This is a genomic window from Benzoatithermus flavus (assembly GCF_037908215.1).
Lineage (GTDB): Bacteria > Pseudomonadota > Alphaproteobacteria > Geminicoccales > Geminicoccaceae > Benzoatithermus > Benzoatithermus flavus.
The window spans coordinates 1-21,209 of record NZ_JBBLZC010000042.1; the positions used below are offsets into that span (position 1 = coordinate 1).

Consider the following 21,209-nt stretch of genomic DNA (forward strand, 5'->3'; position numbering starts at 1 on the left):
CCTTCCTCGCAGGGCCACTTCCGCCTGTCGTCGGAAGAGCGGCTTCGTCGGTCGTCCGACAGCCGACCGGCGCGGCCGTGCCCGGGCGGGACGCGGCGCCGGCCGGCACCTGTTCCTAGATATCTATCTAGCTAGAAAGCTAGAAAGATATTTTATGTCGCCGGCATGCGGCGCCGCGGCCCGGGCCCGGAGCGTCGGCGGTATCGAACCGTGCCGGTGCGCTTCCGCGCTCGCCGGGCTTTACAATAGCTAGATAGCAATTAAGCTATTTATTTAGCTAGATCGGCAGGCAGGTTGCCGGGCGCCCGGCACCACCCTAAGCTCGCCGGCCGACGAAGGGTCGGCCGGGAGAGCAAGGATGCCGCGGATCGGGCTGCTGGCGCAGAAGGGTGGGGTCGGCAAGACCACGCTCGCCGTCCACCTCTCCGTGCTCGCGGGCGACGCGCTTCTGATCGACCTCGACCCGCAGCGCTCCGCCGTCGCGTGGTGGCGCACGCGCGCGGCGCCGCTGCCGGCGATGGCCGAAGGCAGTGCCACGAGCCTGCGCTCGGCGCTCGCCGCCGTGCGTGCCCCTTGGGTGCTGATCGACACGGCCCCCCACGCGGAGGAGGACGCGCGCCTGGTGGCCGAGAACGTCGACCTCGTGGTGATCCCGACCCGGGCCGCGATCCTCGATCTGCGCGCCATCGCCTCGACCGTGGCCATCGTGCGGCGCGCCCGGACCCCGGCCGTGATCGTGCTCAACGCCGTGCCGCCCGGCCGCACCGTGGCCGAGGCCACGGTCACGACCGAGGCGCGTGCGGCGGTACAGGCCTACGGCCTGCCGGTCTGCCCGGTCGCGGTCGGCCAGCGCGCGGCCCTGTCGCACGCCCTGAACGACGGCCGCGCGGTGAGCGAGTTCGAGCCGAACGGCAAGGCGGCGGGCGAGATGCGTGAGCTCTGGAGGTGGATCCATGACCAAGCGACCGACGCTGCTGGGCGCTCTGGCCGCGCCGCCTGAGGCCGCGCCCGTGCGCGAGGAGCTGGTGGCGCTCTATGCGCGCGTTCCCTACTCGCTCGCCGAGCGGCTCAAGGACATCGCCCGCGAGCGCTCCAAGGCGGCGCGGCGCCGGGTGACCGTGAACGAGCTGGTGATCGAGGCCCTGCGCAAGGTGGCGTTCTGAAGGGTGCCCTTCGGTCGGGAGCGCGGGGCCCGCCGACGGGGACCCTGGTCTTCTCCGGAGCTTCGGGCGTCCCGAACCGGCCTCGGCCCGGGCGGCGTCTCCCGCACCGTCCGCCCTTCGCGCTGCGGCCGGACCGAAGGCAACGGCGCTCTTCGCGCTCCGTTGCCGCGAGGCCGGCTGCTCCGCCGGTGGCCGGCCCGGTGGGCCGAGGCTGCCGGCGGACGGACGGCGCCGAGCGGATGCGGGTCGGCGAGCAATGCGCCATCCCTCGTGCCGCCGCTGCTTACGTTCAGGCAACGGTGAGCATACGGTGGCGGCATGAGTCCGACGGCCGATCAGAAAACGAGCCCCGACGGCGCGCCGATCGGGATCACCGGCAGCCATGCCCTCGAGGCGGTGGACCGCGCCATCCTCGACCCGCTCTCCGGCATCGGCGGGCGACGCGAGGTCGAGCGCCGCAGCCGGCGGGCGCCACACGCGCGGCCGCGGCTCGGTCGCACGGCGCGCCTGCGGACCGAGGCCGAGCGAGCAGGCTCCGGCGCGCGCGGATCCCGACCATGACCGAGACCACCCGCGACCACGACGAGATCCCGGCCATCCTCGCGAGCTACTTCGCGGATCTGCCGACCCGGAGCTTCCGCGACGTCATGGAGCGGCCGTTCTTCGCCATCGCCAAGAGCCGGCGGACGCGGCCGATCGAGTATGCCGAGACCAGGGACGACGGCAGCATCAGCATCCGCATCGACGGCAAGCCCGGGGTGGGCATCGCCACGATCTGGGACCACGACGTGATGCTCTGGGCGACCTCGCAGATCGTGGACCGGCTCAACCGCGGCCTCGAGCCCAGCCCACGCCTGCGCTTCGCGATGAACGAGCTCTTGCGCGCCATCGGCCGGACCGACGCGCGCGGCAAGGCGCAGGCGACCCGCTACGAGGAACTGCGGGCGGCGCTCGAGCGCCTGCGGACCACCTCGGTCGTGATCGTCGCCACCGAGCGGCGCGGCAACCAGGAGAAGCGCACCCGGGTGGCGTTCTCCTGGCTCGACAGCGTCGGCGACATCAAGGAGGACGGCGAGCCCGACCGAGCCGAGATCACGCTCTCGCGCTGGTTCTATCAGGGAATCACCGCCGGCCGGGTGCTGGCGATCGATCCGGCCTATTTCCGCCTGACCGGCGGCCTCGAGCGGATGCTCTACCTTCTCGCCCGCAAGCATTGCGGCCAGCAGCCCGAATGGGAGGTCAGGCCCGACACCCTCTACGCCAAGACCGGCTGCGAGGACGCGTTTCGGAATTTCATGATGCGGCTGCGCAGGCTGGCCAGGGCCGACAGGCTGCCGGGCTACACGGTCGGCCTCGAGGGCGACGAGACCGTGGTGGTGTTCCGGCGGCGGACCCCGGCCGACGCCGGATCGTAGCGGCCGGCGCCGGCTGCATCCGATACTGCGACCGGACGAGCCGGAAGCCGCGGATCTGCTGGAGCCCGGCCGCGGCGACCCGGCTTCGGTCGCAGTATCGGCTGCAGCTCGGTCGCAGACCCGAAAACACGTCCGGTCGGAAGGAGCACGAGACGGCCCTGGGAAAAAACTGTGGATAAGCTGTGGGCGGCGTGTGAATCAGGTCGCAGTATCGGCTGCGGGTGCCTGTGGATTAGGTCGCAGTATCGGCTGCAGTTGGTCGCAGTATCGGCTGCAGGGGGGTCCAGCTAACCAATTGAATTTGCTCACGAATCGCACTAGTTATCCACCCTCTAACTTATCTAACTATATTAAGAATCCTAACTGATGATGCCCAAGACCCCACCACCACTTCCGGGCGGCGCGCCCGGGACGGGCCGGGAGCCCACCCCCGACGGCGCACCCGGGACGGGCCGAAAACCGATCCCGAACGGCTCGGCCGGGACAGGCAGAAAGGACAGGCAGAAAAAAGCTTGCAAGCGTGCGGGCGAGACCTGCATCGGCGCTCCGACCGAACACCCGACGGTGCGACGACGGCCTTCGGCTCGTCCAGAAACACCGACCAGGCCCGGAGAATACCGGAGCCGAAGCTACCGAAGCCTCGACATGGCGACGATGCATGAGGCTCCGAGAGCCTGCGTCTGCTCGAACACGTCGTCCACCCGAAGCGGAGCGCCGGCCGCGCCGCCCGTCCTGCAATCTCCTCGGCACCGGCATGGCACGAGGCGCAGTGGCCCGCGCCGCCGTCGGAGCCGGCGCGAATAGGCCCTAGGAGCGCCTACGGAGCCCGTAGAGCGCCATCGGCGCTGATGGGGTACCCTACCTACCGGCCGACCCGAATCGCGCGTCCTTGGCCGTCTGCGGCCCGGCAACGGGCATTCCGGCCGACCCGGCCCGATCGGCCCGGTCCGGCCACCAGCTCCGACAGACGCGGTCCAACTCTGCGCGCTCCGCTGCCGGGCAAGCACGGGCGTCGCCGCCGCGCCCGGCAGATGGCGCGGATCCGATCCCGGGATTTTAACCAAGGAGAAAAAATGTCGCTCTAGTAGACGCTGTAAGATAGAATTAAAATGACAACACGCCGATCGCAGCCAGCGGGATTCCCGCAGCGCAGCATAGCGACAACCGATGCCGCGAGCGCCGCAGGCGCACGAGCGGCGCCCGGAAACGCCCAGGAAACGCCGACCACCATGCCACCCTCCCTCTCCCGCCGGCGGCAGCTCCGTGTTCTCGCCGCAGCGCTCCTCGCCGCGGGTGCCACGCCGGCCGCGGCCGGGACGGAGCCGGCCGCGGGCGCGTACCGCCTGAACCCCGGCGACGTGATCCGCCTCTCGGTCTGGAAGGAGGAAAGCCTCACCCGCGAGGCCACGGTCCAGCCCGACGGCAGCGTCTCCTTCCCACTCGCGGGCCAGGTGCCGGCGGCGGGCAGGACCGCGGCCGAGCTCGAGAACGAGGTAAGGAACCGGATCGCCCGCTACGTCGCCGACCCGGTGGTCACGATCGAGCTGCTCGATGCCAGGGGCAACCGGGTCTACGTCCTGGGCGAGGTGCAGAAGCCCGGCCAGTTCCAGCTCGACCGGCCGACCAGTCTGGTTCAGGCCCTGGCGCTCGCGGGTGGTCTCACCCCGTTCGCCGCGCGCAAGTCGATCCGCCTTCTGCGCCGCGACGAGAAGGGGGTGGAGCAGGTCACCATCCTCGACCTCGACCGAGTGACCAAGGACACGAGCGCGGCGGGTAATCTCGTGCTCCAGGCCGGCGACACCATCATCGTGCCGGGCGGATCCCTGTTCTGATGCCGCCCCCGCCGCTGCCGGCGCCGGCACGGCTCGCGGCCGCGTGCCTCTTGGCCGCGCTCCTCGCGGGCGTGCCGGCGGCACGCGCCGCCGAATGGACGGGTCAGGTCCGGGCGGTGCAGGAGGTGGGGGTCACCGACAACGTCGCCCTGAGCGCCGGAAAGTCCAAGGCCGACCTGAGCTCGGTGAGTTCGGTCGCGGGCGAGCTCACCGGCCGCACGCCCCGCACCCGGCTCACGCTCGCGGCAGCGGCCGATCTCGTGCGCTATCTCGACCGGAGCCGCTACGATTCCGACGACGAGCTCCTGAGCACGCGCATTCTGCGCCTGGGTCGGCGCTCGCAGCTCGCCCTCGAGGGCAGCCTGCGCCACGACAGTGCCTCGGTCGACCTCGCACAGCGCTCGAGCCCGACCCAGCGGCTCGACCAGCGTCGGCTGACCCTGGCGCTGGCCCCGAGCTGGACCTACGCGCTCGGCCGACGCGACGAGCTCGTGCTGGGCGCCGGCTGGACGCGGCGGATCTTCCCCGACGGCAGCGGCTCGGCCGACGGCCCCTATCTCGCCTACGATCTTCTCGCCTTCGCCCTGAGCTGGAACCACGACCTCACCCGCCAGCTCATGGCCGGGACGGCGCTTCATGGCAGCTATTTCGAATCGGCGCGGCAGCGTACCACGTTTCTGAGCCCGCTCCTCACCTTGCGCCATCGCCCGGCCGAGCGCCGCAACCTCGAGGTCCGGGCCGGGCCCACGCTTTATGCGGTCGAGACCCAGGCCCGCGCCGCAGGCGGGACGTTGACGCAGGTGCAGGAGCAGAAGCTCGGCTACACCGTGCGCGCGAGCCTGGGCCAGGCGCTCACCCCCCGCACGACGCTCACCCTCGTGGCCGAGAAGGCGCTCGAGCCTTCCGGGGACAATGGCGAGATCGTGGACGCGAGCCGGCTCTCCTTGCGCCTCGTGCACGAGCTCGGCCGCGACTGGCGCCTCGAGCTGGCAGGGCTTTTGCAAAGACAGAGCGGGATCGGCGGGGCCACATCCTTCGTCGACCGGACTTATGTCGAGATCGAGCCCGGGCTCGCCTGGGCGCTGAGCCGGGAGGCCGCGTTGAGCCTGCGCTACCGCTACCGCCACGAGATGTTCGATGGGAAGGACGGCGACGGCGCCGACGCGCACGCCCTGATCCTGCGCCTCGGCTACGACCTCCCGCTGCCGCGTCGGGGCGGGTGAGGCCGATGGACCGTCGGACGGGATCCGTCTGACATGCCGGCACGAGCACTCTCGCCGGCCGAGCAGCTCCTGATGCTGCGCCGGCGCAAATGGTGGTTCCTCCTGCCGGCCGCGGCCGTCCTCGCCGCCACCGTGGCCGTGACCCTCGCATGGCCACCCACCTACCGCTCCACGGCCACGATCCTGATCGAGGAGGCAGAGATGCCGGAGGATCTCCAGGGCCTCGTGGTCGCGGAATATGTCGAGAAGCGCTTCGAGGCGATCACGCGCCGGGTGATGGTCACGGACAGCCTGCTCGGCATCGTCGAGCGCTACCGGCTCTACCCGGAACGGCGCAAGCGCGAGCCCCTGAGCAAGCTCGCCGCCGCCATGCGCGAAGACATCCACACCGAAATGATCCGCGCCAACGTGGTCGACCCCAAGAGCGGCCAGCGGCGCAGCCTGACCGTGGCCTTCTCGCTCGCCTTCGACTATCCCGAGCCCGCGACGGCGCAAAAGGTCGCGAACGAGCTGGTCTCGCTCTATCTCGACGAGAACATCCGCCAGCGGCGCGAGCGTGCGGCCGAGACGGCGGGCTTCGTGCGGAGCTCGCTGCAGGAGGCCGAGCAGAAGATCCGCGCGGTCGAGCAGGAGATCGCCGCGTTCAAGGCCAGGAACGCCGGGCTCCTGCCCGAGGACCAGCTCGCGGTCCAGAGCGGGATGGCGCGGCTCGAGAGCGAGCAGCGCGACCTCGACCGACAGCTCGCCGTTCTCCGCCAGCGCGAAGCCCAGCTCGCCGCCCTCCTCGCCCGGACCGAGCCCGTTCTCCTCTACGGCGAGAACGGCCAGCCGCAGAGCCCGGCGGCCCGGCTCGAGACCATGCGCGCCGAGCTCGTGCGCCTGAGCGCGCGCTACAGCGCGGATCATCCGGACGTGGTTCGGCTGAAACGCGAGATCGAGGCACTCGCGGGTGAGACGCCCGGGACGGGCGGCGGGACCGGGGCGCTCCGGCGCGAGCGCGAGCAGCTGCGGACCGAGATCGCCGCGCTCGACCGGCGCTACGGCCCGGACCATCCGGACGTCGCGGGCAAACGCCGCGAACTCGCCCGGATCGAGGAAGCGCTGCGCGCCGCGGGCAGGAGCCGGACGGCACCCGTGGCCGGCGGCCGGCCCGACGACCCGGCCCCCGATAATCCGGCCTACGTGTCGCTCCAGGCCGAGCTCGCGAGCGTCAGGGCCGAGCTCGCGGCCCTGAGCCGGCAGGCCGCCGAGGTGGCGCGCAGCCTCGCGGAGCTGCGCGAGCGGGCGCTGCGGGCGCCCCAGGTCGAGCGCGAGCACCAGCTTCTGCAGCGCCGGCTCCAGGACGCCCTGGCGGTACGCGAAGGGCTCACCAAAATGGAAGCCTCGGTCCAGCTCGGTCAGAGCCTCGACAGCCAGCTCAAGGCCGAGCAGCTCTCCCTGATCGAGCCGCCTTCGCTGCCGGAGCGGCCGGAGAAGCCGAACCGGCCGCTCCTCCTTCTGATCGGCTGCGTCCTCGCCCTCGGCGCCGGCACGGCCGGGGTGGTCACGGGCCAGCTTCTCGACGACGCCGTCTGGTCGCCCGAGGACATGGCAGCGCTCCTGGGGGAGATGCCGCTCGCGATCGTCCCGCACGCGTCCGTTCCGGCCGGGTGGCGGCTGGCCCGGCTACGCGCGATCCTGCCTTCGAGACCGCGGCGGCGCGGCCGCGTCGCCGACGGTGAGGGAGCACGGCCGTGAGCAGCGGACCCGTGGGCATCGCGACCGCCGCCGAGAAGATCCGGCGTGCGCTCGAGAAGGGGCGACCGGGTGGCCATACGGCGCTGCCGGGCGGCGAGGTCGTGCTCCGCATCGCCTACACCCGCACCGCCGTCCGGGAGCCGCCGCCGGGCGCGCTGCGGCGCCAGGGCGTGCTCGCCGGCGAAGCGCGCCATCCGGTGGCGGACGCGTTCCGGGTCCTGCGCGCCCGGCTGCTCGCCGAGCTCGACGCGCGCGGCGGCGGCATGGTCGCGGTCACGGCCGCCGGGCCGGCGGAAGGCAAGACCTTCGTCGCCACGAACCTCGCGGTCGCGATCGCGAGCCTGTTCACGCGCACGGCCCTTCTGGTCGATCTCGACCTGCGCCGGCCGGTGGTGCACCGCCGCTTCGGGCTCGCGCCGAAGCAGGGCCTCGCCGACTGCCTGTTGGGCCGGGCGGCGCTCGAGGACTGTCTCGTCAATCCCGGCATCGAGCGGCTGGTGCTGCTGCCGCAGCCGGAGCCGCTCACAGGCGGCGCTTCCGAGCTTCTGGCCTCGCCGCGCATGGCGGCCCTCGCCCGCGAACTGCGCGGCCGCTACCCGGACCGGGTCGTCATCCTGAACACCCCGCCGCTACTCGCGGGCGACGACGCGCTCACGGCCTCGGCCCTCGCCGACGGCTGCCTGCTCGTGGCGCGGGAGGGACGGACCAGCCGGGCGAGCCTGCTGCGCGCCGCCGAGCTGATCGGCCGCGAGCGCCTGCTGGGCTCGGTCCTCGACGACGCGCGCTGGTCCGGGAGCCCGGCCTACGGCTACTGAGCACTGGCTGCGAAAGGCCCCGGGCCCATGCGGAACCTCTACGAACCCTTCTTCGGCTTCCACGAGAAGCCGTTCTCGCTCGCCCCGGACCCGCGCTTCCTGTTCCCCGGCCGCAGCCACGCCACCGCGCTCGCCATGCTGGAATACGGCCTCGGCGAGCCTGCCGGGTTCGTCGTGCTCACCGGCGGCAGCGGCACCGGCAAGACCCTGCTCCTGCGCCATCTCGTGCAGAGCCTCGGCGAGGCGGTGATGCCGGCGATGGTGACGAGTCCGCCGGCCGCGGGCGACCTCGTGCCGTGGCTCCTCCTCGCCTTCGGGCTCGACGGCGAGGCGGCCGACCCGGTCGGCCGCCACCAGCGCCTGCTCGACCATCTGCGCCGGCTCGAGGCACAAGGCCGGCGCGCGCTCCTGATCGTCGACGAGGCGCAGAACCTGGACGAGGCGGCGCTGCAGCGGCTCCGCCTGCTCGCCGGCGCCGCGGTCGAGGCCGCGTGCCCACTGCAGCTCGTGCTGGCGGGCCAGCCGGGCTTGCGCCGCACCCTGCAGCGACCATCGCTCGAGAGCTTCGTGCAGCGGATCGCCGCCGACGGCCATCTCCGGCCGCTCGAGCGCCGGGACACGCTGGCCTATATCCGCCACCGCCTCGAGGTGGCGGGAGGGGATCCGGATCTGTTCGACCGGGAGGCGGCACTCGCCGTGCACCACTTCGCCCGCGGCGTGCCGCGGCTGATCAACGGCCTGTGCGACCTCGCCCTGGTCCTGACCTATGCCCAGGACCGACCGCGGGTGGAGCTCGCGACCGTGGTGGAAGCGGCCCTGGCCCGCCTCGAGGGCGGGCTCAGCGGCCTCGCGCCCGTGCCGTGGCGGGACGGGGCGCTCCGCTCGGGCAAGGCCTAACGGGCGGTGGTCGGGCTCTCGGGCGGTGCCGGGGAGGAGCCGGCCGGCGGCACCGGCCGGGCGGGGCCGCGGACCTTCCGGGCGTGGGCCTGTCCGAGCCGCGCCTCGAGCGCCTGCAACCGCTCGTGGGCGAGCTGCCCGTCCTCGGCGAGCAGCGCCGAATCCCGGCGCAGGCCCATGACCGCATCGACCAGGTCCCGGATCTCGAGCCCGGTGGCCTCGAGCCGGCCTTGCAGCCGCGGCAGCGCCTCGTCGAGCGTCCAGCCGGCGCCGGGGGCGAGCGGCGGCTCGGCGGGCGCGGGCGACGCCGCGGTCACCACGGGCGAGGCAGGGGCCGGCGTTTCGCTCCGCGGCGCGGCGGCAGGCGGTGCCACCGGCGGCGGCAGCGGCAGGAGGATCGGCGCCACGGGTGGCGGCTCGGGCCGGGTCAGCGACCAGGCTGCCGTGAGGACGGCCAGAAGGTTGCAGGCGGCGAGCAGCCATCCCGCCGCCTGCCTGCCCGGCCGTGGCGGCGGCCAGGCGCCATCGGCGCCGACACCCGCGGTCGGCAGCAGCAGGATATCGCTCGTCGTGCGCACGGCAGGGTCCGGTCTGTCGCGAAAGGCGCTTTGCCACGGGCAGAAACCGCCTGCAAGGCGAGACGACGGCGGCAAATGGCCCCGGTCGCCGCGGGCCGCAGGATGGAGCCGGTTGAGACAGAGGGATCAGCCGGCTCCACTCAGCCGCGGCTCGCAGCGCGAGGCGGCATCGCGGGCGGGCGCTGGAGGCTGATGGCACGGCCGCGGCCGGCTGGAGGGGGAACCGCCCGAATCGCGCGGCTATCGTCACGTTATGGCAAATCGACTGGATCCGGGCTCGAGGCCGGACGGCCGTCGCGGCGCCGGGAAGGGAGCCATGATCCGATCCTGTCCGCCGGCCGGGGCTCCCGCCGGCGCGCGCGGGCAGCGAGCAGGCTCAAGCCCGCGAGGGCCGGGGCGAGCAGGAAGCCGGTGGCGGGCAGCGGGGTGACGGCGAGCCCGGTCTCGAATCCGTCGAAGCCGACCCCGACCCCCTGCCGCTTGCTGCCGACGAAGGTGATCTCGATCCGGGCGATGTGCGCCGCCGTACCCTCGCCCGCCTCGCCCAGGACCCAGGTCCAGGGCAGGCCGTCCCCGACCTGGCTGTCGCCGAGCGGGCTCATGACGCTCGCGAGCGTGGTACCCGCCGTATCGAAGGCCGTGATCCGCCATTGCTCGGTGTGCCCGCGCCGGCCGTCGATGTCCCAGATCCGGCCAGAGGCGAAGGCCGTGGGCCGGGCGAGCTCCAGCACGAGCGCGGCACCTTGCCCGGTCGCCCGGAAGTCGTCGCCGGCGCGCAAGAAATAAGGCGGGAGCGTGCCGCCGTTGGCGGTATCGTAGGTGGCGGCGTGCCGGTTCAGGAAGGCCGAGACCTGGTCCGGGCCCGCCCGCTCGAGCGCCGCGTCGCCGAAGGGCCGGTCGCCTCGGTTACGCCAGCGGAGCACGACCCCTTGCCCGATCAGATCCTCGGGGCCGATCGCCCGATCGTCCGCAACCCCGCCGGGCAGCCGCGTCCAGTCGATCGCCGCCGCCCGGACCGGCGCGGCGGCCGCGAGCACGAGCACGGTCAGGGCCGCGCGGAGAGCGGCGACGAGACGCCGGTCGGGGCGGATCATGGGCAGGCTCGCAGCGACGGGGACACGGGCGGTTTCTAACGAGTTCGTCACGGGAAATCAACTTTAGATTTAGAATAACTACCGCCGGACGCATTCCGAGCTTCCCGGCACGCCTGCGCGAGCTCGCGGCTGCCGAGCCAGTTCAGCGTCTCGCCATCGATCGCGATCCCCGCCCGCCGCGGCGTCTTGCGGTCCAGCAGGCGCACGCGCCGCGCCCGCAAGCTCGTCACCGGGCCCGCCGCCGGCGCGACATCGTTCGCCGGCACCGGCGCTTTCTCCGCGCGCCCAGGGTCGATCACCGGCACCCCGGTCGCGTCGCTGCCGAACGCCTCTCGTGGCACCGGCGGGCGGTAGCAGCCGCGATACGCGCCCCGGAGCCGGGGCGCGATCGCGGCCAGGGTCTCGACATGGTGGGCATCGGCACGGATCCCGTACCAGAACGCGGCGGCGAGCCGCTCGAGCTCGAGCGGCGTTCCGGGGCTGCAGGCTCGCCCGCGGCTCGTCGAGATGCCGCGCCCATTCGGCCGGGTGCCGGCGTGGCAAGCTTTGTGCAGATCGGGAAAAGCCGCCCGCGAGGGCGATGCCAACTCGTGCGCCTCGGGACGATGCCAGAGACCGCCACCGATCCCGTCACCGCCGCCACCCGCCCGCCGGTGCCGCTCGCGGGCCTGCTCCTGGCCGCCCTTGCCTTCGCGGGCACGGCCCTGTTCGGGCCGAGCCTCACGGGCCTCGCCGTCGCGTGGGCGCAGCCGGAATACAGCCATGGCTGGCTGATTCCGGCCGTGACCCTGTTCCTCCTCCTCCGGCGCCGCGCGGCGATCCTGGCCGCGTGCGGTCCCGGATCCTTCGCCGGAACGGCGCTGGTCCTGCTCGGGCTGCTCGTGCTGTTCCTGAGCCGGATATCCTCGATGCTGACCCCGGCCGTGATCGGCTTTCTGCTGGTGGCGGGTGGGCTCGGCCTTGCCGCGCTGGGGCCGCGCGCGATGCGGCCCGTCTGGCTGCCGCTCGCCTTTCTCCTGTTCGCCCTGCCGATGCCGGCGACGGCCTATTACCTGCTCTCGACCAAGCTGCAGCTCCTCTCCTCCGCGCTCGGCGCCGCCGCGCTCCGGCTCGCCGGGGTCAGCGTCCATCTCGAAGGCAACATCATCGATCTCGGCGTCTACCGTCTCCAGGTCGCCGAGGCCTGCAGCGGGCTGCGCTATCTTTTTCCGCTCTCGGCGTTCGGCTTCTTGTGCGCCTGGCTGTTCCGCGCGCCGCTTCCCGCCCGTGCCCTCGTCCTGGTCTCGGTGGCGCCGATCACCGTGCTCGTGAATGCGCTCCGGCTCGCGCTCACCGGGCTCCTCGTCGAGCACGGCAGCATCGCCCTTGCCGAGGGTTTCCTGCACCTGTTCGAGGGCTGGGCGATCTTCCTTCTCGCCCTCCTCCTCCTCTTCGGCGAGATGGCACTCCTCGCCCGCCTCCGGCCGCCCCGAGCCTCGGCCGAGGTGCAGGGCCTGCTCGATCTCGAGCGCATCGCCGGCACGAGCGCGATCGCGCCGCCGTCGCGGCCGGGGACCCGCTTCCTGCCGCTCCTTCTCGCGAGCCTGCTCCTGGTCGCGGCCCTGCCGGCCGGGCGCTGGGCCGATGCCCGCCCCGAACGGCCGCCGCTCCGGCCGGGGCTCGCCACCTTCCCACTCGAGCTCGGCCCTTGGCATGGGCGGGAGCGTCCGCTCGACGCCACGGCCCGGGCCGTGCTCCGGCCGGACGATTATCTCCTCGCCGACTTCGCCGCCGCCGATGAGGCGGCCGCAGTCAATCTCTGGGTGGTCTACTACGCCTCCCAGGCCAAGGGCGGGCGCATCCATTCGCCGCGCGAGTGTCTGCCGGGCAGCGGCTGGGAGTTCGTGCGGATCGAGCCGGTTCCAGCCCCGGCCGGCGGCTTCGTGGTCAATCGGGCCGTGATCGCGAAAGGCGACAGAAAAATTTTGATGTACTACTGGTACGAGCAGCGCGGCCGCCGTTTCACCGACGAGGTCTGGACCAAGCTCGCGATTCTCGTGGACGTGCTCGCCCGGCAGCGCTCGGACGGGGCCCTGGTCCGCCTAATGACCGAGATCCGGCCGGACGAGCCGGTCGCGGCAGCGGAAGCGCGGCTCGGGCACCTGTTCCGCCTCGCCTACCCTCGTCTGCAACCCCATGTCGGCCTGTGAGCCCCGAGCCATGCGCACTGAGCCCGTCCGATCGCGTCGCCGCCCGCTGCGCCACGCGGCCGCCGCCCTCCTCGCCCTCGTGCTCGCGGCCTGCGGTTCGCCCGAGGAGCGCGCCGCAGAGCATCTCGCGCGCGCCCTCGCCCATCTCGAGGCCGGCAACGATGCCAAGGCGCTGGTCGAGCTCAAGAACGTGCTGGAGCTCACCCCGAAGAACGCGCAGGCCCTGCTCCAGCTCGGCCGGCTTCACGAGCGTGCCCGGCGCTGGCCGGAAGCCTTCGCGGCCTACGAGGCGGCCGTAGCCGAGGATCCCCGCCTCGTCGCCGCCTGGACGAGGCTCGGCGAACTTGCTGTCCTGAGCGGCGATCTTGAGCGTGCGGCGCGGGCCGGGGCGGCGATCGGCGAGATCGAGCCCGAGAACCTGGACGGCCGCACGCTCCAGGCGGCGGTGAGCCTGCGCCGCGGCGATCTCGCCACCGCCGAGCGCCTCGCCGGCGAGGTGCTGGCGCGAGCGCCCGGCCACGGCAACGCGCTCGCCGTGCGCGTCGGTGTCCTGAACGCGCAAAAGCGCCTGCCCGAGGCGAAGGCACTGCTCGCCGAGGCACTCGACCGCGTCCCCGGCGATGCGAGCCTGCGCCTGCTGCGGATCGCCCTCGCCGAGAGGGAGGGCGCCTGGGAGGAGGCGGCCGCGGACTACGAGCAGCTGATCGCGCTCGCGCCCGCGAATCTCGTCTACCGTTCGGCGCTGGCCGAGCTCTACCGCCGCCGCGGCGACGACGGGAAGGCCGTGGCCACGCTCGAAGCGGCGCTGGATGCGGGCGGGGCCGCGGCGCTGCCACTCATGGGCGGGCTGGTCGATCTGCTCCTTCGCACGCAGGGCTTTCCCGCCGCCGAGGCCGAGCTGCAGCGCCGGCTGGCGCAGCACCCCGGCGAGCCTCGTCTCGCCTTCCTGCTGGCCGATCTCTACGCCCGCACGCAGCGGCCGGAGGCAGCGGCGAGGACGCTCGCGGGGATCGCGGCCACGGCCGGGGAGGCGGGGATCGCCCATGAGGCGCGCGCGGCCCTGGCCCAGCTCGCGCTGAGCCGGGGCGACGTGGCGCAGGCGCGCTCCCTCGCCGAGGCGGTGCTGGCGGAGGATCCCGAGCACCGCGCCGCCAACCTCGCCCGGGGCGCCGCCGCCCTGGCCCAGGGCGATGCCGACGAGGCGATCAGGAGCAGCCGGGCGGCGCTGCGGCAGAATCCGGGCTGGCCGCCGGGCCTGCGCCTGCTCGCCATGGCGCATCTGCGCCAAGGCGAGGATGCGCTCGCGGCCGAGAGCCTCGCCCGGCTCCTCGACAAGGCGCCCGGCGATCTCGAGGCGGCGGGGCTGCTGGCGGGCCTGCTCGTGGAGCGTGGCGAGCTCGACCGTGCCGCCGGGGTGTGGGACCGGGTGGTGGCGGCGTCGGGCGCGGCGCCGCCGCCGGCAGCGCTCGCCGCCCGCGCCGAGATCCGCATCCGCCAGCAGCGCTGGGAGGAAGCCGCGGCCGACATCGACCGGCTGAAGCACAGCGCAGGCCAGCAGGGGGCGGCGGCTCTGCTCGCCGGCCGGCTGCATCTCGCGCGCGGCGAGCCCGCGGCGGCGCGCCCCTTCCTCGCCGAGGCGGTCCGGCTCGCACCCGGAAGAATCGAGCCGCTCGCGGCGCTCGCCGGCAGCTTCCTCGCCGCGGGCGACCCCGCAGGGGCGCTCGGCGTCGTGCGAGAGCGCGTCGCCGCCGCCCCGACCGATGCCGCGGCGCAGAATCTCCTGGGCGGGCTCCTCGTCCGTGCCGGGCGGAGCGGGGAGGCCGAGGCCGCCTTCCGCCACGCCCTCGAGCTGCGCCCCGGTTGGGCGGCGCCGGCGCGGGCCCTCGCCCGGCTGCTGCTCGCGCGGGGCGATGCCGCCGGGGCGGACGCGGTCCTCGCGGCGGCACTCGAGCAGGCACCCAAGGATGTCGATCTTCTGCTCGCGCGGGCGGGAGCGCTGCTCGCCGCCGGCCGGCCGCTGCCGGCGATCGCGGTCTACGAGCGGGTGCTGGCCGAGGATCCCGGCCGGGAGGTGGCCGCGAACAACCTCGCGGCGTTGATCGCCGACCATCAGCAGGACGATCCGGCGCGGCTGCAGCGGGCGGCCGAGCTCGTCGCGCGCTTTCGCGGCAGCGACAACCCCTATTTTCTCGACACGCTGGGCTGGGTGCAGTACCGGCGCGGCGATTCCGTCCTGGCCGCGACCTATCTCGCCCGCGCCGTGAGCCGCGCCCCGGCGGTGGCCCAGTTCCAGTACCATCTCGGCATGGCGCTCGCGCGGAGCGGGCGCAAGGCGGAAGCCGCGGCCGCGCTCGCGCGGGCCCTGGCCGGCGAGGAGCCCTATCCCGGCCGGGCCGAGGCCGCGGCGGCGCTGGCTCGGCTGCGCGCCGAGAGCGCGACCGCGGCCGTGGCCCGCTAGGCCCATCGGCGGGCCGCGTCGCGGCTTGCGACGCGGTCGCGCCGTGCCCGGGATCCCGCCGCCGCGACGGAGAGGGAACGGCGCCTTCGCCGGGGACGATCCTGCGCGCGTGGCGGTCGGGCCGGCGGCCCGCTACCGGCTGGCCCGGCTTTTGCTCAACCTCGGGCAGACCACGATCGGTCTCGAAGAAACGTTGAACGGCAAGAACCGCCCCCGCGGCCGTGGCCGGGCGGAGAAAACGAGGGCAGACCAGGATGAGTGTGGCCATCGTCACCGGCGCCAGCGGGCTGGTGGGTGCCGAGACCGTCCGGCATCTCACCGGCCGCGGCCTCGAGGTGGTCGGCATCGACAACGACATGCGCGCCCGCTTCTTCGGACCCGCGGCCTCGACCCGGGCCTGCCGCGAGCGGCTGATCCGCGAGCTACCGTCCTACCGGCACGTCGATGCCGACATCCGCGACCTGGAATCCATGCGCCGCCTGTTCGAGGCCTACGGTCGCGCGATCCGCCTCGTCGTCCATGCCGCGGCCCAACCCTCGCACGACTGGGCGGCGCGCGACCCCTGCACCGACTTCGGCGTCAACGCGCAAGGCACGCTCAACCTGCTCGAGCTGACCCGGCGTTTCTGCCCCGAGGCCGTGTTCATCTTCACCTCGACCAACAAGGTCTACGGCGACCGGCCGAACGGGCTGCCGCTCGTCGAGCTGGAGAAGCGTTTCGAGCTCGCCCCCGAGCATCCCTGGCACGCGCACGGCATCGACGAGACCATGAGCATCGACCAGTCGCTGCACAGCCTGTTCGGCGCCTCCAAGGTCGCGGCCGACATGCTGGTGCAGGAATATGGCCGCTATTTCGGGATGCGGACGGCATGCTTCCGGGGCGGCTGCCTCACCGGCCCGGGCCATGCCGGTGCGGAGCTGCACGGCTTTCTCGCCTATCTCGTCAAGTGCGCCGTGACCGGCGTCCCCTACACGGTCCACGGCTACCGGGGCAAGCAGGTCCGGGACAACATCCACAGCGCCGATCTGGTCGAGGCGTTCTGGCAGTTCTTCGAGCGGCCGCGGGCGGGGGCGGTCTACAATATCGGCGGCGGGCGGGAGGCGAGCTGCTCGGTGCTGGAGGCGATCGAGCTCGCCGAAACCGTGGCCGGCCGGCCGATGAACTGGAGCTTGAGCGAGCGCAACCGGATCGGCGATCACGTCTGGTGGATCAGCGACACGCGCCGCTTCGAGCGGGACTACCCGGCCTGGCGCCGCCGCTACGGGCTGAAGCGGATCGTCGAGGAGATCGGCGCGCGCGTGCGCGAGGAGGCCGGCCGTGCCGCGGGCACCGAGGCCGCCTGAGATGGACCGGGGCCTGCGCATCGCCGTCGTCAACCGCTTCGCCCCGCCCGATGCCGCCGTCACCGGCCGGGCGGCGCTGGGGCTGGCGCAGGCGCTCCGCGCCGCCCTGCCGCGTGCCGTGGTCCGGCTCTACGCCACGACCGCGACCTACGACGCCCCGGCCGCCCCGGCGCCGGGCACGACGGCACTCGCGAGCGGGGTCGAGATCCACCGCGTCGCCGGAAGCGGGGGCGATGGGCGGGGGCTCGCCCGGCTCGTGGCCGGGCTGCGCGACGGGCAGCGCCTCGCCCGCGTCGCCGCCGCCTGGGCGGACGTCGTGATCTCGCTCACCGACCCGCCGCTGCTCGCCGTCTGGCTCGCCGCCGCCCGCCTGCGCCGCCCGTTCCGCTGGGCGGAGTGGACCATGGATCTCTACCCCGAGGCCTTCGCCGCCGCCGGACTGGTTCGGGCGCAAAGCCCGCTCCTGCGCGCGCTGCGGCGCGTGCTGGCCGCGGGCCGGCCCGATCTCTACCTTGCCCTGGGCGCGCAGCAGCGCGAGGCCGTGCTGGCCCGGCGCGCGGCCGGCGCCACGCCCGCCTTCCTCCTGCCCTGCGGGGTGGTGCCCGCCGGCACGGCGCCGGGACCGGTTCCGGCCTGGAAGCGGGCGGCGGGCGGAAGGGCGGTCCTCGCCTATGCCGGCAATCTCGGCGCGGCGCACGGCGGAGCGGGCCTCGTGCGGCTCGTGCGCCTGGCCGATCCCGCCCGCTTCGCCTTCGTCCTGGCGCTTCACGGCAGCGGGGCCGATGCGGTCCGCGCCCGGCTCGCCGACGCGCCCCACGTCGCCTTCGTTCCCCGGCTGGAGCATGCCGAGCTCCTCCACGCCGACGTCCACATCGCCTCGCTGCGGCCGGAATGGAGCCATGTCTGCGTGCCCTCGAAGGCGGTCTCCTCGCTCTGCCTCGGCCGGCCGGTCCTGTTCATGGGCGGGCCGGAATCGGACATCTGGCACCTCGTGCACCGCGCCGGCTGGTGCGTGCCGGCCCTGCCGGGCGGCGATGCCGATGCGGCCGCGCTCGCGCGCGCCCTCGACGAGATCGCCGACCCCGAGCTCCTCGCCCGGCGCACGGCGACGGCGCGCCTGCGCGGCGAGGCGCTGCGGCGGCTCGAGCAGGGCACCGTTCGGGAGCTCGTCCGCTGGTGCGCGGCGGTAGCGGCGCCGGCGGCGGGCCGGCTCGGGGAGGCCGCCGCATGAGCGCTTCCTCCCCCCTCGAGGCGGAGCCGCCGCGCATCTTCCTGGCCGAAGGCATCAAGCGGCGCCGTATCCAGGGCCAGAACCTCGCCCGTTATGAGAAGCCGGTGCTCCCGGGCAACCGGGGCATCCTGTGGCGGGCGGCCTGGTACGTCGTGAACGCGCTCCTCTTCCGCGGCGCGCTGCTGAGCCTGCTGCCCTCCGCCGCGAAGGCGGCGATCCTGCGCCTGTTCGGCGCCAGGGTCGGCAGGGGCCTCGTCTGCAAGCCCAGGGTCGGCATCAAGCATCCCTGGTTCCTCGAGCTCGGCGATCACGTCTGGCTGGGCGAGGGGGCCTGGATCGACAATCACTGCCGGGTGCGGATCGGCTCCCACGTCTGCATCTCGCAGGAAGCCTATCTCTGCACCGGCAACCACGACTGGAACGATCCCGGCTTCGCCTTCCGGATGGCCCCGATCGAGATCGGCGAGGGAGCCTGGATCGGTGCCCGGGCGATCCTCGCCCCCGGCGCCGTGATCCGCCGCGGCGAGGTGGTGGCGGCGGGCCGGCTCGTGACCGCCGCCGCGGCCGCCTGAGATGATCGCGGTCCTGCTTCGCATTCTGCGAACCAGCCTGGGAGCGCCGCTCGCCCGGCGCACGTTCGGCAGCCTGTTCTGCCGCGTCGCGGGCACGGGTGCCGGCTTCCTCGCCGCCGTGGCGCTCGCCCGGCTGCTCGGTCAGGCCGCCTATGGCGCTTACGTCACCTGGATGTCGATCCTGGCCCTCGCCGCCACCCTGGGCGGGCTCGGCCTGCCCCAGCTCGTGCTCAAGGAGGTGGCGGCCGCCCGTGGCGGCGGTGCCGGCTGGGCCGAGATCCGGGACCTTCTCGTCCTGACGCTCCGCCTCACCCTCGCCGTCGCGGCCGCCGGAATCCTCGCCGGCGCCCTCGCGGGCGGCGGCCCGCCGCTCCTCGCCGGCGCCATCCTCGCCGTCCTGCTCGCGAACAGCCTCGTCGGGGCGCTGCAGCAGGGCTTCGAGCACGTGCTCAGAAGCCAGATCGCGGGCCTGCTCCAGCCGGCCTGCCTGATCGGGGGGGCGATCCTGCTCCCGCACCTGACGCGCCGGCCGCTCGGGGTCGAAGCCGCCCTCCTCCTCCAGCTCGGCGCCGCGCTCCTGGGTCTTCTCGCCGGGTTCCTCCTGCTCGCGGCCGGCCTCGAGCGGGGCGAACGGCGGGCGCTGACCTCGGGCCGCGGCGCCGGCCGGTTCGGCCCCCGACTCACGGCCGGGCTCCTGCTCATGGCCAACCAGTTTCTCGTCAACGCCCAGACCCAGCTCGACGTCCTGATGCTGGGCTGGCTCGAAGGGCCCGAGGCCGTCGCCCTCTACCATGCCGCCTCGCGCGGCGCCTATGTCCTGACCTTCCTGTTCGGCGCTCTCACCGGCGCGCTCGCGCCCACGGTCGCGCGGCTCCACGCTGCCGGCGCCGGGTCGGAGCTCGCTGCCACCGTCGCCCGCGCGGCCGGCTCGACCTTGCTCGCGAGCGCGGCCCTGGCCCTGGTCCTGGCCGTGGCCGGGCCGTTCTATCTCGGCCTTTTCGGCGCCGGCTTCAGGGCCGGCTATCCGGCCTTCCTCGTCCTGCTCGCGGGCTGGCTCGGCGGCATCGCCTGCGGTCCCGCCCAGACTGTGCTCATGATGACGGGCGAGGCGCGGCTCGCCGCCCTCGTGCTCGCGGCCGGCACGGCAGGGAACCTCGTTCTCGGCCTCGTGCTGATCCCGCTCGCCGGTGCTCTGGGCGCCGCCGCCGCCTCGGCGTTCGCCGTCGTCCTTTCCGGTCTCGCCTGGGCGGCCGCGTGCCGCCGCCGCCTCGGCCTGCGCGTCGACGGCCTGGCCGGGTTCCGGCGGCGGGAAAACGCGCCCGCCGTCGCGGCCGCGAGGGGGCTGCCGTGAACGGCGGTGGACGCTGGGCCTTCCTGGTCCACCCGCATCTGGGTGGGACCTGGACCGTGTTCACGAGCCTGCGCCAGGGTCTCGCGGCCCACGGGCTCGAGCTGCGCTGGGTGGGCGCGGGCTCCGCTGCCGCGGCTGCCACGGCCGATCCGGCCTGGGCGCACGAGCGGGACCGGGGCGAGGCGATCCATCTTCCGGGCGCCGGCGAGGCGGCGCTGGGCCTCGCCCTCGCCGCGCATCTCGAGCGCGCCGGCTACGCGGGCGTCTTCGTCAACGTCCTCGCCTGCCCGGTTCAGACTAACGCCGTGCGCTGGCTGCCGTCCCGGCTGCGGCGGATCATGCTGGTCCACAACGTCACCCCCGGCACCTACGCCGCCGCCGGCGCCATGCGCGACTTCGTTCATGCCACGGTCGGGGTCTCCTGGCGCATCGGCACCGACCTCGTGCGCCGCCACGGCTTCCCCGCGGCGCGCACGCGCGTCATTCCGAATGCGGTCGACCTCGCGCGCTTCCTCGCTGCTCCGAGGGTTCCGCGCGCGCCGGGCGGGCCCTTGCGCCTGCTTTCCCTCGGCCGGCTCGAGGAGGCTGCCAAGGGAATCTTCTGGCTGCCCCGCATCCTGGCGAAGCTCGACGGCGAGCATGTCCACCTCACCGTCGCGGGCGACGGGCCCGACCGGGAGGCTCTCGCGGAGAGGCTCGCCCCGTTCGGCGGGCGGGTCGACTTTCTGGGCCCGGTGGCGCCGGCCGAGGTACCGACGCTCTGCGCCCGTCACGACGCGCTTCTGGCTCCCTCGCGCTTCGAGGGCTTCGGCCAGACCATCGTCGAGGCGATGGCGGCGGGGACGGTGCCGGTGGTCTCGCGCCTCGAAGGGATCACCACCCGGATCGTCACCGACGGCACGGACGGGTTCCTGTTCCCGGTCGGCGACGTCGCCGCCGCCGCCACGGCTCTTCGCCGCCTCGCCCGCGCGCCGGACCTCGCCACCCGCATGGGCGAGCGTGCCCGCCGCGCGGTCGCGGGCCGCTTCGACCTCGCGACCCAGGCCGAGGCTTATGCCGCCCTCGTCCGCATGGTGACGGCCCTGCCGGAGGATGCGGCCCACAGCCTGCGAGGCGCTCCCTGGTCCTGGCCGCGCGGGCTGCGGCCGGGCCTGCGCACCCTGCTGCCCGAGCCCCTCAAGCGGCATCTGCGGCTCTGGCGCGAGCGGCTCGCCACCGCGGCCGCGGGCGGTGCCACCCGGCACGGCGGTTGCTGAGCGTCTGCGAGCGGAAACGACCAGGATGGAGGGTGGGCGCGCGGCGCGTCCACGG

The 21,209-nt window shown here is 73.8% G+C and carries 19 protein-coding genes; 16 read left to right on the forward strand and 3 right to left on the reverse strand.

Annotation, left to right across the window (positions count from 1 at the left end):
* The first annotated feature begins 358 nt into the window (after positions 1-358).
* The 9 genes from U1T56_RS23125 to U1T56_RS23165 all read left to right on the forward strand — a co-directional run bounded on the left by U1T56_RS23125 (position 359) and on the right by U1T56_RS23165 (position 9,082).
* Complete coding sequence (locus U1T56_RS23125) at positions 359-1,000, forward strand: nucleotide-binding protein (RefSeq protein ID WP_418161877.1); 642 nt, start codon at positions 359-361, stop codon at positions 998-1,000.
* The gene (locus U1T56_RS23130; protein ID WP_418161878.1) at positions 954-1,163 is read left to right on the forward strand and encodes a hypothetical protein; all 210 of its coding nucleotides are present in this window, start codon (positions 954-956) and stop codon (positions 1,161-1,163) included. Before U1T56_RS23125 ends, U1T56_RS23130 begins: the two co-directional genes overlap by 47 nt.
* A gap of 318 nt (positions 1,164-1,481) precedes the next feature.
* Entirely contained in the window at positions 1,482-1,724 is a 243-nt protein-coding gene (locus U1T56_RS23135; protein ID WP_418161879.1) for a hypothetical protein, read from the forward strand.
* Positions 1,721-2,578 carry a replication initiator protein A gene (locus U1T56_RS23140; RefSeq protein ID WP_418161880.1) on the forward strand — a complete coding sequence of 286 codons (858 nt, stop codon included), beginning with the start codon at positions 1,721-1,723 and terminating at the stop codon, positions 2,576-2,578. Before U1T56_RS23135 ends, U1T56_RS23140 begins: the two co-directional genes overlap by 4 nt.
* Positions 2,579-3,807: 1,229 nt before the next feature.
* Complete coding sequence (locus U1T56_RS23145) at positions 3,808-4,410, forward strand: polysaccharide biosynthesis/export family protein (RefSeq protein WP_418161881.1); 603 nt, start codon at positions 3,808-3,810, stop codon at positions 4,408-4,410.
* Positions 4,410-5,633, forward strand: a complete 1,224-nt coding sequence (locus U1T56_RS23150; RefSeq protein ID WP_418161882.1) for a hypothetical protein — start codon at positions 4,410-4,412, stop codon at positions 5,631-5,633. Before U1T56_RS23145 ends, U1T56_RS23150 begins: the two co-directional genes overlap by 1 nt.
* Before the next feature lie 33 nt (positions 5,634-5,666).
* Positions 5,667-7,370 (forward strand): Wzz/FepE/Etk N-terminal domain-containing protein, encoded by a 1,704-nt coding sequence (locus U1T56_RS23155; RefSeq protein WP_418161883.1) that lies wholly within the window; start codon positions 5,667-5,669, stop codon positions 7,368-7,370.
* Complete coding sequence (locus U1T56_RS23160) at positions 7,367-8,185, forward strand: P-loop NTPase family protein (protein ID WP_418161884.1); 819 nt, start codon at positions 7,367-7,369, stop codon at positions 8,183-8,185. The genes U1T56_RS23155 and U1T56_RS23160 overlap by 4 nt, the downstream gene beginning before the upstream one ends.
* Before the next feature lie 27 nt (positions 8,186-8,212).
* Positions 8,213-9,082, forward strand: a complete 870-nt coding sequence (locus U1T56_RS23165) for an ExeA family protein (protein WP_418161885.1) — start codon at positions 8,213-8,215, stop codon at positions 9,080-9,082.
* On the opposite strand, the gene U1T56_RS23170 is transcribed toward U1T56_RS23165, so the two are convergent.
* The 3 genes from U1T56_RS23170 to U1T56_RS23180 all read right to left on the reverse strand — a co-directional run bounded on the left by U1T56_RS23170 (position 9,079) and on the right by U1T56_RS23180 (position 11,341).
* The gene (locus tag U1T56_RS23170) at positions 9,079-9,660 is read right to left on the reverse strand and encodes a hypothetical protein (protein WP_418161886.1); all 582 of its coding nucleotides are present in this window, start codon (positions 9,658-9,660) and stop codon (positions 9,079-9,081) included. The genes U1T56_RS23165 and U1T56_RS23170 overlap by 4 nt on opposite strands.
* 251 nt (positions 9,661-9,911) lie before the next feature.
* A complete protein-coding gene (locus U1T56_RS23175; RefSeq protein WP_418161887.1) occupies positions 9,912-10,754 on the reverse strand; it encodes a hypothetical protein in 843 nt (280 codons plus the stop codon).
* A gap of 47 nt (positions 10,755-10,801) precedes the next feature.
* Complete coding sequence (locus U1T56_RS23180) at positions 10,802-11,341, reverse strand: hypothetical protein (RefSeq protein ID WP_418161888.1); 540 nt, start codon at positions 11,339-11,341, stop codon at positions 10,802-10,804.
* 18 nt (positions 11,342-11,359) lie between these two features.
* On the opposite strand from U1T56_RS23180, the gene xrtD reads away from it, so the two are divergent.
* The 7 genes from xrtD (at position 11,360) to U1T56_RS23215 (ending at position 21,154) form a co-directional block, all read left to right on the forward strand.
* Positions 11,360-12,943: a VPLPA-CTERM-specific exosortase XrtD gene (gene xrtD / locus U1T56_RS23185; protein WP_418161889.1), complete on the forward strand. Its 1,584-nt coding sequence runs from the start codon at positions 11,360-11,362 to the stop codon at positions 12,941-12,943.
* Positions 12,944-12,953: 10 nt separating this feature from the next.
* Positions 12,954-15,401 (forward strand): tetratricopeptide repeat protein, encoded by a 2,448-nt coding sequence (locus tag U1T56_RS23190; RefSeq protein ID WP_418161890.1) that lies wholly within the window; start codon positions 12,954-12,956, stop codon positions 15,399-15,401.
* A gap of 254 nt (positions 15,402-15,655) precedes the next feature.
* Positions 15,656-16,744: an NAD-dependent epimerase/dehydratase family protein gene (locus tag U1T56_RS23195; RefSeq protein WP_418161891.1), complete on the forward strand. Its 1,089-nt coding sequence runs from the start codon at positions 15,656-15,658 to the stop codon at positions 16,742-16,744.
* A 1-nt stretch (position 16,745) separates the two neighbouring features.
* Positions 16,746-17,975: a glycosyltransferase family protein gene (locus U1T56_RS23200; protein WP_418161892.1), complete on the forward strand. Its 1,230-nt coding sequence runs from the start codon at positions 16,746-16,748 to the stop codon at positions 17,973-17,975.
* A complete protein-coding gene (locus U1T56_RS23205; protein WP_418161893.1) occupies positions 17,972-18,547 on the forward strand; it encodes an LbetaH domain-containing protein in 576 nt (191 codons plus the stop codon). The genes U1T56_RS23200 and U1T56_RS23205 overlap by 4 nt, the downstream gene beginning before the upstream one ends.
* Before the next feature lies 1 nt (position 18,548).
* Positions 18,549-19,898 (forward strand): lipopolysaccharide biosynthesis protein, encoded by a 1,350-nt coding sequence (locus U1T56_RS23210; RefSeq protein WP_418161894.1) that lies wholly within the window; start codon positions 18,549-18,551, stop codon positions 19,896-19,898.
* On the forward strand, positions 19,895-21,154 hold the full coding sequence (locus tag U1T56_RS23215) for a glycosyltransferase family 4 protein (protein ID WP_418161895.1): 1,260 nt from the start codon (positions 19,895-19,897) through the stop codon (positions 21,152-21,154). Before U1T56_RS23210 ends, U1T56_RS23215 begins: the two co-directional genes overlap by 4 nt.
* The last annotated feature ends 55 nt before the right edge of the window (positions 21,155-21,209 follow it).